14 protein-coding genes and 3 pseudogenes are annotated in these 14,176 nt (G+C 64.7%); 8 read left to right on the top strand and 9 right to left on the bottom strand.

The genetic code is table 11. The features are described 5' to 3' along the window. Positions 1-131: 131 nt before the first annotated feature. Positions 132-1,160 (top strand): extracellular catalytic domain type 2 short-chain-length polyhydroxyalkanoate depolymerase, encoded by a 1,029-nt coding sequence (locus WS69_RS15505; RefSeq protein WP_059471667.1) that lies wholly within the window; start codon positions 132-134, stop codon positions 1,158-1,160. A gap of 244 nt (positions 1,161-1,404) precedes the next feature. Here WS69_RS15505 and WS69_RS15500 read toward each other — a convergent pair whose 3' ends face one another. Beyond that, positions 1,405-1,923, bottom strand: coding sequence for a Spy/CpxP family protein refolding chaperone (locus tag WS69_RS15500; protein ID WP_059471616.1), 519 nt, complete (start codon positions 1,921-1,923; stop codon positions 1,405-1,407). A gap of 337 nt (positions 1,924-2,260) precedes the next feature. Here WS69_RS15500 and WS69_RS34805 point away from each other — a divergent pair. The 3 genes and pseudogenes from WS69_RS34805 to WS69_RS15485 all read left to right on the top strand — a co-directional run. Beyond that, positions 2,261-2,512 (top strand): annotated as a pseudogene (locus tag WS69_RS34805) (hypothetical protein); the annotation flags it as partial. A 101-nt stretch (positions 2,513-2,613) separates the two neighbouring features. Continuing rightward, complete coding sequence (locus tag WS69_RS15490; protein WP_059471615.1) at positions 2,614-3,075, top strand: Lrp/AsnC family transcriptional regulator; 462 nt, start codon at positions 2,614-2,616, stop codon at positions 3,073-3,075. A 60-nt stretch (positions 3,076-3,135) separates the two neighbouring features. Then, on the top strand, positions 3,136-4,215 hold the full coding sequence (locus WS69_RS15485) for a zinc ribbon domain-containing protein (RefSeq protein WP_059471614.1): 1,080 nt from the start codon (positions 3,136-3,138) through the stop codon (positions 4,213-4,215). Positions 4,216-4,243: 28 nt separating this feature from the next. Here the strand turns inward: WS69_RS15485 and WS69_RS15480 are convergent, their stop codons facing one another. Further along, positions 4,244-4,567, bottom strand: coding sequence for a hypothetical protein (locus WS69_RS15480; protein ID WP_059471613.1), 324 nt, complete (start codon positions 4,565-4,567; stop codon positions 4,244-4,246). A 464-nt stretch (positions 4,568-5,031) separates the two neighbouring features. On the opposite strand from WS69_RS15480, the gene WS69_RS15475 reads away from it, so the two are divergent. After that, the gene (locus tag WS69_RS15475) at positions 5,032-6,132 is read left to right on the top strand and encodes a saccharopine dehydrogenase family protein (protein WP_059471612.1); all 1,101 of its coding nucleotides are present in this window, start codon (positions 5,032-5,034) and stop codon (positions 6,130-6,132) included. A 180-nt stretch (positions 6,133-6,312) separates the two neighbouring features. Here the strand turns inward: WS69_RS15475 and WS69_RS15470 are convergent, their stop codons facing one another. Together WS69_RS15470 and cydX are read right to left on the bottom strand one after the other, a co-directional pair. Further along, positions 6,313-6,933, bottom strand: a complete 621-nt coding sequence (locus tag WS69_RS15470; protein ID WP_059471611.1) for an AAA family ATPase — start codon at positions 6,931-6,933, stop codon at positions 6,313-6,315. Beyond that, complete coding sequence (gene cydX / locus WS69_RS15465; protein ID WP_059471666.1) at positions 6,930-7,088, bottom strand: cytochrome bd-I oxidase subunit CydX; 159 nt, start codon at positions 7,086-7,088, stop codon at positions 6,930-6,932. The genes WS69_RS15470 and cydX overlap by 4 nt, the downstream gene beginning before the upstream one ends. 199 nt (positions 7,089-7,287) lie before the next feature. Here cydX and corA point away from each other — a divergent pair, with 199 nt between their 5' ends. After that, positions 7,288-8,265 carry a magnesium/cobalt transporter CorA gene (gene corA, locus WS69_RS15460; protein ID WP_059471610.1) on the top strand — a complete coding sequence of 326 codons (978 nt, stop codon included), beginning with the start codon at positions 7,288-7,290 and terminating at the stop codon, positions 8,263-8,265. A 13-nt stretch (positions 8,266-8,278) separates the two neighbouring features. On the opposite strand, the gene WS69_RS15455 is transcribed toward corA, so the two are convergent. Next, entirely contained in the window at positions 8,279-8,569 is a 291-nt protein-coding gene (locus WS69_RS15455; protein WP_059471609.1) for a YciI-like protein, read from the bottom strand. A gap of 1,042 nt (positions 8,570-9,611) precedes the next feature. Between WS69_RS15455 and WS69_RS33375 the strand changes: the two are divergent. After that, positions 9,612-9,743: pseudogene (locus WS69_RS33375) on the top strand (integrase core domain-containing protein); the annotation flags it as partial. A gap of 373 nt (positions 9,744-10,116) precedes the next feature. Then, positions 10,117-10,939: pseudogene (locus tag WS69_RS31185) on the top strand (IS5 family transposase). A gap of 9 nt (positions 10,940-10,948) precedes the next feature. On the opposite strand, the gene WS69_RS15435 reads toward WS69_RS31185, so the two are convergent. The 4 genes from WS69_RS15435 to WS69_RS15415 all read right to left on the bottom strand — a co-directional run bounded on the left by WS69_RS15435 (position 10,949) and on the right by WS69_RS15415 (position 14,053). Beyond that, positions 10,949-11,269 (bottom strand): H-NS histone family protein, encoded by a 321-nt coding sequence (locus WS69_RS15435; RefSeq protein ID WP_059471607.1) that lies wholly within the window; start codon positions 11,267-11,269, stop codon positions 10,949-10,951. Positions 11,270-11,577: 308 nt separating this feature from the next. Continuing rightward, on the bottom strand, positions 11,578-12,378 hold the full coding sequence (locus tag WS69_RS15430) for a Fic family protein (RefSeq protein ID WP_059471606.1): 801 nt from the start codon (positions 12,376-12,378) through the stop codon (positions 11,578-11,580). A 54-nt stretch (positions 12,379-12,432) separates the two neighbouring features. Continuing rightward, the gene (locus WS69_RS15425; RefSeq protein ID WP_059471605.1) at positions 12,433-12,666 is read right to left on the bottom strand and encodes a hypothetical protein; all 234 of its coding nucleotides are present in this window, start codon (positions 12,664-12,666) and stop codon (positions 12,433-12,435) included. A gap of 928 nt (positions 12,667-13,594) precedes the next feature. After that, entirely contained in the window at positions 13,595-14,053 is a 459-nt protein-coding gene (locus WS69_RS15415; protein WP_231747150.1) for a hypothetical protein, read from the bottom strand. Between the last annotated feature and the right edge of the window lie 123 nt (positions 14,054-14,176).

The raw sequence follows: 14,176 nt of genomic DNA, 5'->3' as shown, positions 1-14,176 counted from the left end.
AACCTTGCAGGTGGCGGGCGTTGGGACGAATATGAAGTGATCGCGTCTCGATTTACCGTCCGACTGTCTTGACCCGTCCGATCGACGCCGGCCGTCGCGGCCGTCGCTCGGCGCAGACCAAGGGGAAATCCATGCAGATGCGCTATGCCGCCGCGCGCGCGACGCTTGCCGCCGCGCTCACGATCATGCTCGCCGCCGTCGCGCCCGCGAGCGCGCAAGCTTCGCCGCCGCTGCCCATGCTGCGCGCGGACGCGAACCAGGTGTCGGTGTCCGGGCTGTCGTCTGGCGCGTACATGGCGATCCAATACCAGGTTGCTTATTCGGCATCGGTGATCGGCGCGGGCGCGATTGCGGGCGGTCCGTACTACTGCGCGGCGGGCAGCCTCGCGAACACGGGCGTGTGCATGGGCCTCGTGCCGAACATGGTGCCGGATTCGGGGTTGCTGCTGACCGCCGCGCAAGGCTTCGCGGCGAGCGGCCAGATCGATCCGCTCGCGAACCTGCAGCGCGCGAAGATCTATCTGTTCAGCGGTACGAAAGACACGATCGTTCACCAGTCCGCCGTCGATGCGACGTGGTCGTTCTTCTGGCTCGCCGGCGTGCCCGTGTCGAACATCATCTATGTCGCCGACATCCCGGCCGGGCATGCATTCATCACGCCGTCCGCGGGCAATGTGTGCGACGCGAATGCCTCACCGTACATCAGCCACTGCAAGGTCGGCCAGTCGGGCTACGACCAGGCGGGCGCGCTGCTCGAGACGATCTATGGCGCGCTCTCGCCGCCCGTTGCCCAGCCGACCGGACGGGCGATCGCGTTCGACCAGCGCGAGTTCGCGCCGGCGTCGAGCGGGCTCGCGGCGGACGGCTATGCATACGTCCCGCGCGCGTGCGACACGAATGCCGGCTGCAAGGTTCATGTCGTGTTTCATGGCTGCCTGCAGTCGGCGGCCGTCGTGCGCGACATGACGACGTACGACAACTGGGCCGATGCGAACGGGATCGTCGTGCTGTATCCGCAGGTCGCGAAGACGAGCATGCCGAGCAATCCTCAGGGGTGCTGGGACTGGTACGCGTATACCGGGCAGAACTATGCGCTTAAGTCGGGGGCGCAAATGCGCGCGGTGCGGGCGATGATCGAACGGGTCACGTCCGCGCGGTGACGGATGGGCGCGGTATGCTCGCCGACGCGGGAGCCGGGTAGGAAAGCCCGCCGGGGCCCGCGTGCGAGGGCGAGCAGATGAGCAGACGAGCGGCGCCGGCGATCGCGGGTCGATGATGCGAATGCGTGCTTGCAGGTAGCCGCTGGGCGGTTCGCCGTCCGTCCGGTCGCGACGCGGCCGCACAGTTGCGCGGCGCGTCGCGACCGGACGTGAGCGCGCCGCGCGCAGACTCGCGCGACACGCGTTACTGCGCGGCGCCAGAGCTCGCGGCGGCCTGGCCGTCCGCCTTGCCCGAATGCTTGCGTGCGCGGGCCTTGCCCGGCTCCGGGTGCAGCCACTTGCGGAACGTCGAGTCGGCGAGCGCCTTCTGCTCGGCGGGGAAGCTCGCGTACAGCGGCGCGAACGCGTCGGTGAGCTTCTTCGCGCCGTCGGCATTCGTCTGCGTCAGCTCGGCGTACTGCTTCATGTCGTCGAGCGCGGACGTGTTCTTGTTCTCGATCCGTTCGCGATAGAGACGCGCCATCGTCGCGCCGTTGTCGCGCATCGTATCGGCGAACGTCTTCCATTGCGATTCCTGCTCCGGCGTGATCTTCAACTGGTTGTGCAGGTACGTGATGCGCTTCTCGACGCGCGCTTCATGGCGCGCGGCCGGGGTGGGGGCGGAGGCGGCCGCTGCGGCCGGCATCGACGCGGGCGCCTGGGCATGCGCTAGCGCGGCCGTCAGCGCGAGCGCGGCAGCGAAAGTCAGCGTGATCTTTTTCATTGGAGCTCCTGTGTGGTCGTCGAACGGGATCCGGATGCGAGGCGCGGCGCCCGACAGCATGCGCAGCGCGCGTCCCGCGCTATTAATAGCACGGTATCGGGCCGTTGGGCGGCGATGCGACATCTGCTTACAACCGAAACGAATCGAAATCGTAAGGTCGTGGTTCGGTGCGACAGGGCCCGGCGCGGGCGGCCGGTTGCGGGCACGTCCGTGCGCCGTGCGCCGGGCGGCCGTCGTTCGACCGTGTGAACGCTGCGGCGCGCGTCGCTTGCCCGATCGACGCGCTTTTTCGTGGAGGCGTCACAGATGCACATGACGAAGACATCACTCGGTAAGACTGGGCTGCGCCGCAGTGCTGATTGCGCTCGCGCTCGCGGGCGGCGTCGCCGACGCACAGCTCGCCGCGGCGGCCGAGCCGGCCACGCCCGTGCCCGGCTCGGCCGCCGCGACGACTGGCAATGCGATCCTGCTCACGATCTTCCTGCGGCACGACGAGTCGCGGCCGCTTGCCGAACTGAACGCGCAGTTCGCGCGACAAGGCTTCTACAAGGCATTTCCGCCGCCGGGCGTCGGCGTCGTGAGCTGGACCGCACGCGGCCCGCCGTCCGACGCGGCGCGCCTGGCGCGCGCATGGTTGGGCGCGCGGCCGTTCGGCGCTATCATCGCGGCACCTTCATTCGTCGATCCGCCATGCGTCCACCTCGACTCGATCAACTCGACGAACTCGACCGCAACCTCGTCGCGCTGCTGCAGGCGAACGCCCGTGCGAGCGTCGCGGATCTCGCGCGGCAGCTCGGCGTCGCGCGCACGACCGTGCTTGCGCGGATCGCGCGGCTCGAGCGCACGCAGGTGATCGCGGGCTACAGCGTGCGGCTCGGGCAGGACGTGCTCGACGCGAGCATCTACGCATACGTCGGCGTCATCCTCGCGCCGAAGTACGGCAAGGACGTGCTGAAGCGCCTCGACCGCATGCCCGAGGTGCAGCTGCTGTGCGCGGTGAGCGGCGAGTACGACTACGTCGCGTGGTTGCGCGCCGATTCGCCCGAGCGCCTGAACGACCTGCTCGATCAGATCGGCGCACTCGAAGGCGTCGAGCGGACGACGACGTCGATCATCCTCGCGCGCAAGATCGACCGCGGGACGATCGGCTGACGCGCCGCGTCGCCCGACGTGCGAAGACGAACAAGACAACCTTGACGAGAGGCCGGGATCATGACGACGAGCCAAACCTATTCGCGCCCCGAGCGGCTGCTGCAGATCGCGTCGTGGGGCATCGCCGTGGCGTTCGCGCTGTTCCTCAACATGCTGGGCAGCCTCGTGATCCGCGATATGGCGTTCGCGCCGCGCGGCGGGCCGCCGACGCTCGCGCGCTACGCCGATACGCAGGCCGACGCGTCGCTGCGCGCGGCGCAGCGGGAACTGCAGCGCGAGCAGAGCGCGCTGACGGACAAGGCCGACGCGTTTACGACCGCCCGCAACCGCGCGCAGCAGGACTACGACCAGGCGAAGGAGAGCTTTCGCAACTGGATCGCGACGCGCAGCGCGACGGGTGACGCGAGCCGCAATCCGGACGTGCTCGCGCGCACGCGCCAGCTCGACGAATTGCAGGCGGCGGTGACCGGATGGCAGCGCCAGCAGGATCGGATCAACGACCAGCTCGACGCGCTGCGCAAGCGGCAGGACGACGTGAGCGCGCAGCTCGCGCAATCGCAGGCGCAGGCCGAGCGCAGCTTCGAGCAGGCGAGCCGCCGCTACGAGCTCGTCGTGTTCGCGTGGCGGCTCGCGTTCACGCTGCCGATTCTCGTGCTCGCCGTCTGGCTCTTCGTCCGTTACCGGAAGGTGCGCTACTGGCCGTTCGTCTATGGCTTCGGGATGTTCGCGCTGACGGCGTTCTTCGTCGAGCTCGTGCCGTATCTGCCGAGCTTCGGCGGCTACGTGCGCGTCATCGTCGGCATCGTGCTGACGGTGTTCGCGGGTGTCTACATGCTGCGTGCGTTTCAGCGCTACGTCGAACGCAAGCGCGAGGAGATGCGGCGCAGCCAGCACGAGCGCGCGCAGGCGATCGGCTACGAAAAGGCGATCGCCGCGTATCAGAAGAAGCTCTGCCCGTCGTGCGACAAGCCGTGGAACCTCGGCGGCGACAGTGCGACGTTCTGCATCCATTGCGGGCTCAAGCTGTTCGAGCAGTGCGGGTGCGGCACGCGCAACTTCGCGTTCTTTCCGTTCTGCAGCGGCTGCGGGACGTCGGTGAGCCGCGCAGAAGACGAGCGGCGGCGCCCAGGCGCCGCATGACGCGCGGCCGTTTGCGCGCGCCGTCGGGTCACTGCGATTCGATCACTTTGCAGGGCTTGCTGCAGTTTGTGTACTTCATGCACGTCTTGTTCGAGACGAGCGCTTCCAGATTCTCCCGCGCGAGCTTTTTGGCCGCCGTGCACGCGTCGTGGCTCTTGCCCGGAACGACGCCCGTGGCCGACCGCCCCCGGTCGGCCTTGCACGGATCGGCGGGTGCGTTTTCCTTGATCGAGCAGCGCCCCTCCTGACTGACTTTCGCCGCGTGCACGGCAGGCGCGGCGGCGAGCGACGCGAAGCCTGCGACGACGGCAAGACGGATCAGACGGCATGCGTTCCGGGTCACGATTGTCATTGTTCTTCTCCAGCGGATGGGACCGAGACCGGCCGGCCTCGGACGAGTCGGCCGCCCCGAAGGTGGCGCCGCGATGGGCCGGCGACGCGTTCGGCGGTTCGCCGGGACCGGGTGGGATCGGCGCGCCGGCCGAGCGAGGACGGCGTCGACGATACCTGCGATCGAGCGTAAGTAAGCCGAAAGCACGCCGTCAAGCTACGAAATCTGGTGGGCGGGCGACGCACGCCGGATAGCGGCCGAGGCCATGCGGCGCGGCGTTGCCGAGGCGCGGCATCGGCGGGCGGTCCGCGCGAATCGACGGTCTATTGATCGCTTTCGACGAATCGTCTAAAACAATCGACAATTCGTCGAAAATTGACGTCGTTCCGCATCAGTTTTCATCTATAAAGTGTTTTTGCACATCCCTACACTCTTCGACAGGGCAACACGCCGTTTACAACAATCACCTTGTCAGGAGAGAAGACATGAAAATCGCCATCGTCGGCGCAGGTCTCATCGGTCACACCATCGCTCATCTGCTGCGCGAAACCGGCGACTACGAAGTCGTCGCGTTCGATCGCGACCCGGACGCGCTCGCGAAGCTCGCAAAGGAAGGCATCGCGACCCAGCGCGTCGATTCCGCCGATGCGACCGCGATCCGCGAAGCGGTGAAGGGCTTCGACGCGCTCGTCAACGCGCTGCCGTACTACCTGGCCATCAACGTCGCGGCCGCCGCGAAGGCCGCGGGCGTCCATTATTTCGATCTGACCGAGGACGTGCGCGCGACGAGCGCGATCCGCGAGCTCGCCGAAGGCGCCGACCGCGCGTTCATGCCGCAATGCGGCCTCGCGCCGGGCTTCATCGGCATCGCCGCGCACGAGCTCGTCAACGGCTTTTCCGAAGTGCGCGACGTGAAGATGCGCGTCGGCGCGCTGCCCGAGTATCCGACCAACGCGCTCAAATACAACCTGACGTGGAGCGTCGACGGCCTCATCAACGAATACTGCCAGCCGTGCGAAGCGGTCCGCGACGGCCGCCGCCAGTGGGTGCAGCCGCTCGAAGGGCTCGAGCATTTCTCGCTCGACGGCATCGAATACGAGGCGTTCAACACGTCGGGCGGCCTCGGCACGCTGTGCGAGACGCTCGAAGGCAAGGTCGAGACGCTCGATTACAAGTCGGTCCGCTATCCGGGCCACCGCGAGCTGATCCAGTTCCTGCTCGAGGACCTGCGTCTGTCGACCGACCGCGATACGCTGAAGTCGATCATGCGCCGCGCAGTGCCGTCGACGAAGCAGGACGTCGTGCTCGTGTTCGTCACGGTGACGGGCGTGAAGCACGGCCAGCTCGTGCAGGACGTCTTCACGCGCAAGATCTTCGCGAAGGAGATCTGCGGGATGCCGATGAGCGCGATCCAGATCACGACGGCGGGCGCGATGTGCGCAGTGCTCGATCTGTTTCGCGAGAAGAAGCTGCCGCAAAGCGGTTTCGTGCGCCAGGAGCAGGTGCCGCTCCACGCGTTCCTCGCAAACCGCTTCGGCAAGCTGTACGAAGGCGGCACGCTCGAGCGGATGCACGCGCTCGCGTAACGCGTTCGGCGCGCGTGCGCGGTCGCGCACGCGCGCCATGCATCGCGGCCTGCCGGCGATGCGACGGCCGAACCGGGTCGCGATGCGCGAGCCGCGACCATGCGCCGGGCCGGCCTTCGGGCCGCCCGGCGCTTTTTCGTGCGTGTCGTGACGGGGGCAGGGCCTCGCGGCCGCGCCGCATCAGGCGGGCAGCGGCGGCACCGTCGACGTGCCGCGCGCGGGCGGCGGCGCGATGTGGTCGAGCAGCACGTCGACGGCCGTATCCGACGGCGCGGTGTTGTCGAACATCAGCAGACCGTCGCACTGCGCGCCCGACGGAATGAAGCGGCGCTGCCGGTATTCGTCCCAGTGCGCGAGCTTGTACGCATCGTTCGGATTGCCGCGCGCGACGATCCGCGCATGCGCGGTCTCCTCCGACGTGTGGACCCAGACGATGCGCAGCTCGACGTCGGGCCCGACGCCGAGCCACGCGCGGTCGAACAGCCGCCGGTCGCGCACTTCGCGCGACAGCGGCCCGACGACGATCACGCTGATCCCGAGCGCCAGGTTCTCTCGCGCGGTGTCGAGAAGCCCCTGGTATTCAGGGTCGCGCAGATGCTGAAGATAGAGCGGGCTGTCTCGGTCGTTCGGGTCCTGCGTCAGTGCGCCCATCGCGGCCGAGCTGTAGCGGCCGTACAGCGTGTCCTTGTCGAGCAGGCAGAACGCCTCGCCCGTCGTCTTCATCAGCGGCCGGATCAGCCGCTTCGCGAGCGTCGTCTTGCCGGTGCCCGCATGGCCGCAGAAAAACACCAGATACGTCACGAACGGCCGCCCTCCGAAACAGCAGGCCCGTCTGCCCGGTTCTTGTCGTCGGGGACGTCGGCCGGGAGGGTGCCGTTCGCCTCGAGCCACATCGCGTTGATGATGCCGAAGCCGAGCGCGACGCCGATGCCGAGAATCCATGAGAAATACCACATCGCAGCCTCCTTGATGGTCAGGTCGGCGGCGCGGGCCGCCGGACGATTCGAGGGAGCGCCGCCCGCACGAGCGGGCGGCGACGCGTGCACGATGCCGATCATGACCAATAACGGCGGCCCGCGCAAGCGACGCGCCGCCGCCACGGCGCGAGAGAGCGGCTAAACTGTGCGCCGGAATCGCTTCGAACCTAGCAAGAGCATGCTGATCAACTGCGCCGCATACCAGGATGGCCGCAAGCTGGCCGACATCGACATCGACGACATCGGCGACTATGTCGCGAAGCCGGAGTGCTTCGTCTGGGTCGCCCTGAAGGATCCCGAGCCCGACGAGATCGAGCGGATGGGCGAGGAGTTCGGCCTGCACGAGCTCGCGCTCGAGGACGCACGCAAGGGCCACCAGCGTCCGAAGATCGAGGAGTACGGCGATGCGCTGTTCGCGGTGCTGCACACGGTGGAGATCGACGAGCAAGGCGAGCTCCAGCTCGGCGAGCTGAACGTGTTCGTCGGCCCGAACTACGTGCTGTCGATCCGCAATCACGCCGAGCAGGATTTCCGCGCGGTGCGCGCCCGCTGCGAGCGCGAGCCGCATCTGTTGAAGGAAGGCTCGGCGTACGTGTTCTACGCGCTGATGGACCAGGTCGTCGACCGCTATTTCCCGACGCTCGAGGCGCTGAGCGCGGAGCTGGAGGCGCTCGAGGACCGGATCTTCGAGAAGACGGGCACGGCGGCCGCCCGCGCGCTGATCGAGGATCTCTACACGCTCAAGCGCCGGCTCGTGATGCTGCACCAGCACACGGCGCCGCTCGTCGAGCCGCTCGCGAAGCTCGTCGGCGGCCGCATTCCGCAGGTCTGCGCGGGGATGGACCATTATTTTCGCGATGTCTACGACCATCTGCTGCGGATCGTGCGGACGATCGAAGGGCGGCGCGAGATGCTCGTCACCGCGATCCAGGTGAACCTCGGCATGATCTCGCTCGCGGAAAACGAAGTGACGAAGCGACTCGGCTCGTTTGCCGCACTGTTCGCGATCCCGACGATGATCGCCGGAATCTACGGGATGAATTTCAACAACATACCGGAGCTGCACTGGCGCTTCGGCTTCCACGTGTGCCTGGGCGCGATGGCCGCCGCCGACCTGTTCCTGTGGCGGCGCTTCAGGAAAGCCGGCTGGCTGTGAGCCGGCGCGCGCGTCAGGCGGGCGTCGCGTGCTTGCCGATGACGACCGTCCACGGCCGCACCCGCCAGCGCTTGACGAGGCCGTTCGCGACGTACGGATCGGCTTGCGCGAACGCTTCGGCGACGGCGGATGAAGGCGCGTCGAACACGAGCACGGCCTGGTCGGCCGGATCGGCGAGCGCGCCTGCGAGCAGCAGCTCGCCGCGCGCGGTCGCCGCCTGTGCGAGCGTGAGGTGCTCGGCGCGGTACGCGCCGCGCCGTTCGAGATAGTCGTCGACGAGTTCGTAGGTCAGCAGGTAGTGCATGCGGGGCTCCGAGAGCGATGGCGCGCCGGTCCGTTCGCGCGGGCCGGCGGCCGGTTGTACAGGCAACGGCTAGTATAGGCCGGGCGTCGCGCGCGCCGCATCGTGTAACAATCGGTCGCGCCCGCTCGCCTTGCATCGTCGGGGCCGCCGCTTCTGCCGCGCGCTGCGGCGCGCCCGGCGGACTTCGGCGTCGAATCGCGTCGCCGACGCGGATTGGGCCGCATTTCGCGGCGAACACGCCGTTACAAAGGGGTCACCTTGATTTTGATGTCGTTTACCGGGGTAGACCGGCCTAGGCCCGACAAGGCCTATCCGTCTGCCCCTTAAATAATATCCCGTCAAATCAAGCACTTCCTGACTGGTCTTTTTGCCTAGCGTGAAGACCTCCTTGCCCGGGATTGCCGTGCGGACTGCGGCTCCCGATGGCCCCTCGGGAGCCGCTTTACCGCGATAATGTCAGTTATCGTGGATCATGAGTCTATGAACTGTACAAATACGGTTTTCTAACGTTAGACTCGTATGGGGAAGGTCTTCGCGCGACGCCAAAAGACCAGTCAGGAAGTGCTTGATTGGATGGAATATTATTTAAGGGGCAGACCGCTGACCGTTGTCGGAGCTAGGCCGGCCTAACCCGGTAAACGACATTGAAATCAAGGGGACCCCGGATTCCGACGCGCGGGCTGGCAAGGTCGAGATATTTGAGCAGCGCGCGCAGCAGCTGAGCGCAGGCGACGCGGCACTCGATGCGCTCCTGGCGATCGCTGTTGTTCGCGGCGTTGAGCGTCGGCGGATACTAGGTGAGGTGAGCGATCTTATAAGGAATCCTTAATTTTACATAATAGTTATGATCGGCGGAACAGCTGTAATGGCTAAGTTGTAATGTCCGATTTGGGCTCGTTAGAAATGTCCGATTCCTGCCTTGGTTGAAGCGCACGCTTTCGTGAGGCATCGTATCGAAATTCTTCGAAAGGCGACGGCGTACTTCGCGAAGGGGTCGCGGTGAGGTACGCCTGGATTGACGCACATCGCGACCAGTACAGCGTTAAACGTTTCAATGAGCCGCCGTGCCAACGCCTGGGATAACGCCTCGATGGAGAGCTTCTTCAAGACGCTGAAGGTCGAAAGAATCTACCAGACTCACTACGCAACGCGTGCCCACGCCCGCCTGGATATGGGGTAATCGTCCGAATCGTGCGAAATCTGGCGGTCGTCACATGCGGAGGTGCTTGCAGCAAGGCTTCGCAGCTCCGTGACCTTTGCTCAAATAGGGAATGCACAAGCCCTTGATAGGTACGGGTTTTCAGGATCAAAGCGCCATTTTTTGCACGATTCGGACGATTACCCCGTCTCGGACTGTCTGGGCGCGGATTTTTTGGCGCCTCGCGCGCCGACAATCAAGACCATCAACAGTTGAATCGACGAAAGGCCGATGATCGCCGTCGAGACGGCACTGACCTTTAGAGACGGTTTCAAAATGGTCCCGTGGGGCTGTTAACTTTCTCGGCGAGCCGTTAACCTCAGGCATCGGAATAACCGAGGCCGTAGAGATGGGCAAGCCGATCATCGACGACGAACTGTGGATGCTGATCGAGCCGTTACTATCGCCACCCAAGCTGCGGCGCGAGAAGAACCCGGACCGCCTGCCTGTCTCGAATCGCGCCGCGCCGACCGGCATCTTGTTCGTTCTGAAGACCGGACTGCGCTGGCGCGACCTGCCTGCCGAGATGGGGGGCGGCTCGGGCGTGACGTGTTGGCGACGGCTACGCGACTGGCAGGCTGCCGGCGTGTGGGACCGCTTGCACGAGTTGCTCTCGCGAAGCTGCGAGCGGCAGACCAGATCGACTTCTCGCGAGCCGCCGTCGATTCATCATCGATTCGCGCCGTTGGGGCGGGTCAAAAACTGGGCCTAACCCGACCGATCGCGCGCGACCCGGTTCCAAGCACCACATCGTCACCGACGCCAACGGCACGCCGCTCGCCGCTCGCCGCGATCCTGACCGGCGCGAATGTCAACGACGTCACGCAATGCTGCCGCTGATCGACGCGATTCCACCGATTCGCGGATTGCGCGGCCATCCACTGAGCAGGCCGCGTGTGGTCTACGCCGATCGTGGTTATGACTCCGAGCGACATCGACGAGCTTTGCGCAAGCCCGGTATCGAGCCACTGATCGCCAAGCGCCGTACGGAACATGGCAGCGGTCTCGGAAAATATCGCTGGGTCGTCGAACGCACGCATGCCTGGCTGCATCACTTCCGCCGCCTTCGAATTCGTTTCGAGCGTCGTGCTGATATTCACGGCGCGTTCCTCAAACTCGGTTGCTGCTTGATCTGCTGGAATACACTCCGGCGCGTCGAACAGCCTTTATGAAACCGTCTCTTACTGCTTGATCAAAAATCGATCTCGGTTCCGGGCCTGCGCGATCCATGCCGGCGCGCGCCCCTTTCCACTCCATGTCGCACCGGTCTTCGGGTGCCGGTACTTCGGAACGCTCGCGCCTTTTGCGGCGGCAGTGTCTTGTGCTCGGGGCGCACGCTTACGGCCGAAGACGTCCTGCTCGGTCAGTCCATACTCGGCCACCTTCGCGCGCACGTCGGCAATGACTGCCGCGAGTTCCTGGTCACGCAGCGCCGATGCCTCTGCCTGCAATGCTTCGATTTGTGCCTTTACGTCCGAATACGTACGCTTGTTACCTGCCATTGTCATTATCCTGTTGAAATTGATCATCGCCGGCTACCGGCCGGCACGGGGCGCTCGCGCGTCAGGTCCTTTTCGTCCTGCGTGCAGAAGTACGTTAGGGCCGCAAAAACGCCCTGCGCCCGAGCGCTGAGCCCGCCCAAAATGACGGCAGCATTGACCCACCAATGCAAGCGCAATGGCTGCTCCGTACCCCCCACTCCCCGCTGACATACCGACGCCCTTTATCGTCGATTCCGAAGGAGACGGGCTTGCCGCCTTCCTCGAATTCCGAATTCACTCGCTCGTGAATCGGCATGGCTATTCCTCAGTTACATCCGAAAGCCGGAAGACGGTGGAGCGCCATCCGGCTCAGGGGAAGGACGCAGCCCAAGCGCGTCGAGATACGTGTCAAGCGAGCGCTGCACCGATTCCGCGATCAGTTGCGTGATGTCGTCGTAGGCGCCACTTCCACAGGCGCTGTCCAGTGCATCGTAATAGGCGAGCCGATCTTCCTTGCGGACGATTGCCGGCGGATAGCCAGCTTTCATCAACTCGAAGTTCAGCAGGAGCCGCCCCGTCCGTCCATTATCATCGATGAACGGACGGATCTTGGCGAAGCGTGTGTGCAGTTCCGCGGCGCGTTCGACCGGATGCATGGCACCGGCCTTTTCGTACCCGTCGATCAGTGCCGCCATTTCAGCGGGCAGATGAAAGAAGTCGGGCGGCGTCGTGCTCGCACCCGCAATTACAACATTCTCGTGGCGGTAGCGGCCCGCCTCGCCGTCGTTGATGCCTTTCAACACGAGCCCGTGGATGTTGCGGATCTGCCAATCCGACAACGCCTCGGCCCTCGATACAATGCCCTCGACATAGAGGATCGCGTCGCGGTGGTTCGTCGCCTCGAAGTGTTCGCGAAGAGTCTTTCCGCCGACCGTGATGCCTTCGAGCACCACTTTGGTCTCGCGCAGCGTCAAGGTGTTCCCTTCGATCGCGTTCGAGTGATACGTCCACTCCAGCACCAGTTTCTCTCGCAGAGAGGCGACCGTGTGCCGAGGAAACGGACGTGCAGCATCGAGCGTCGCCTTGTCGGCGTCAATCTTCTTTAGCAGCACGGCAGATTGATTCGGCATTTGTCTCTCGAAGCGGATTGTTTGTGAGTCAGTGCATATCCCCATTAGGGACAATCAAATGGATTTTCGCTTTTTTTGCCACTGCAAGATGTCCAGGACATGTGACCGTCCCATGTCGGGCATGGTGCGCGCGTCCGGCGAGTCATCCGGCAGAAGCCATTTGTCCAAGGTCCGCGCCGCAACACTCAGGCGCACCGCGAACTCCGCGCGAGTCATCCCGAGCTGATCCATTGCCACGCGCAGCAGTTCCTGTTGTGAGCGTGCTGCGAGTCTATCCTTCGTTATCATGTTCCTCAATATCGGTCGAAATCACTCTCGGCTTCATATCCCCAACGGGGACAAAGTTCAAGCGCCCGAGAGCAGTTCATCAAGCCCAGTTGCCGGGAAACGGAATTAGTATGACTCGGTCGCTTCTTGTGAGGCAGGAAATACCGAAATCTGAAGACTGCTCGGATGTCCGCGCGCGTAGCGCATGATTACATTCATCACGGTGCGCCACTGGCAAGGACAAGGCGCCCGAATCGCCGCCGATTGCACAGGGACCCTCCGCCTCGCCGAATCAGGCCTACTCGACGAGCAGGAGGCGACCACGACAGGGTGGCTCGGCCCGCTATTCCGAAGCCGCTACCTTAAGGTTCGACTCGACCAGGACCGAAGCTCGTCCCTTCGGGACCGGTTGTGACCGCTGGCGCGGCGATGGGGCATCTGGATCTCACGCTCCGGCTGATCCGGCAAGAGAGCCCGGAATTGGCCACGCTCGTGGCGCAGGACATGTTGGTCGACGGGCGGGTATCTCTGGCGCCATACGTCATCCCCGATCACCTCGCGCATCGCGATCCTCTCATCGAACGATTCGAGCAATGGACACGCACGAATCTGGCGAGGGGATTCTCGCTGCAAGAGGCCGCCCACGACCTCGCAACAAGCCCGAGGACGCTGCAAAGGCGTGCCGGAGTCGTGCCTGGCAAATCCCCCTGTCCTGCTTTCAGGATCGACGGGGCGAGCGTGCCAGGTATCGTATCGAGACAAACTCGATGGACTGGATGCAATCGCCGCAGAAATGGGCTACGCAGACGGCGCAACTTTGCGACCGCGGCTTCGCCGGAGACTTGGTCGGGGGGGGGGCGTGCTCCGATCAAGCTGACCGGGACGAACCCGAATCTGTACGGACAATTGGGCGGCACGATCTAGGGCAATATTCTTTGTTCGCGCACTGTCAGCTTGGCCGGCAGAATCCGTTTTCCACCCAGGTCACAGCGCTCGCCTTGCTGAGCTTGAAGTTCGCCGCCACCCGCATTTGAGCGAGTTGCTCGCCGAAGGCGTCAAGAGCGGTCAGCAGTGCGTAAGGCTCATCTTCGTCGGGAATGATATCCAGCGTGATGTCCAATTCGCCCTCGCCCGTTGCCGCCGCAACCGTCACTCGCTTATGCAACTGCGCGCGCAGTTGCTGCTCGTGCCGACGCAATACCTCTGACGCGGTTTTCACGAGCGTATTGAATGCCGAAGTATCGAGCGGCTTCGGATCCTTCTTGTTGCGGCCCATCGTCCATGGACCGACAAGCGCGGGTTCCGGCTCGCCGTCCTTGATCATTTCGACGGCCCAGCCGTCGTCGTCCTGGTTCTTAACCACGCGCGCAGTCCAGCCGCCGTCGCGCCACAGATAGTCCTCGTGCAGCGTTTCGGAGCTCTCGTCAAAATGGCCTTCCGCCGCGGAATCAGCGGTAAGCGATCGATGAACCACGCACTGTTCGTGTGAAGCTAGAGCGGCGACGATTGTGTCCACTTGAACGAGGAGGTG

Origin of the sequence: Burkholderia sp. BDU5, from assembly GCF_001522845.1 — a bacterium.
Lineage (GTDB): Bacteria > Pseudomonadota > Gammaproteobacteria > Burkholderiales > Burkholderiaceae > Burkholderia > Burkholderia mayonis.
Note: the sequence above shows the minus strand (reverse complement) of the source record. Positions and strands in the feature narration are given on the sequence as shown.

Bases quoted from the DNA above. Each gene is read 5' to 3' on its own strand.
- WS69_RS15480 (WP_059471613.1), bottom strand. From the start codon at position 4,567: ATGACAATCGTGACCCGGAACGCATGCCGTCTGATCCGTCTTGCCGTC.
- WS69_RS15500 (WP_059471616.1), bottom strand. From the start codon at position 1,923: ATGAAAAAGATCACGCTGACTTTCGCTGCCGCGCTCGCGCTGACGGCC.
- WS69_RS15425 (WP_059471605.1), bottom strand. From the start codon at position 12,666: ATGATAACGAAGGATAGACTCGCAGCACGCTCACAACAGGAACTGCTG.
- WS69_RS15430 (WP_059471606.1), bottom strand. From the start codon at position 12,378: ATGCCGAATCAATCTGCCGTGCTGCTAAAGAAGATTGACGCCGACAAG.
- corA (WP_059471610.1), top strand. From the start codon at position 7,288: ATGCTGATCAACTGCGCCGCATACCAGGATGGCCGCAAGCTGGCCGAC.
- WS69_RS15475 (WP_059471612.1), top strand. From the start codon at position 5,032: ATGAAAATCGCCATCGTCGGCGCAGGTCTCATCGGTCACACCATCGCT.
- WS69_RS15485 (WP_059471614.1), top strand. From the start codon at position 3,136: ATGACGACGAGCCAAACCTATTCGCGCCCCGAGCGGCTGCTGCAGATC.
- WS69_RS15455 (WP_059471609.1), bottom strand. From the start codon at position 8,569: ATGCACTACCTGCTGACCTACGAACTCGTCGACGACTATCTCGAACGG.
- WS69_RS15435 (WP_059471607.1), bottom strand. From the start codon at position 11,269: ATGGCAGGTAACAAGCGTACGTATTCGGACGTAAAGGCACAAATCGAA.
- WS69_RS15490 (WP_059471615.1), top strand. From the start codon at position 2,614: ATGCGTCCACCTCGACTCGATCAACTCGACGAACTCGACCGCAACCTC.
- WS69_RS15505 (WP_059471667.1), top strand. From the start codon at position 132: ATGCAGATGCGCTATGCCGCCGCGCGCGCGACGCTTGCCGCCGCGCTC.
- cydX (WP_059471666.1), bottom strand. From the start codon at position 7,088: ATGTGGTATTTCTCATGGATTCTCGGCATCGGCGTCGCGCTCGGCTTC.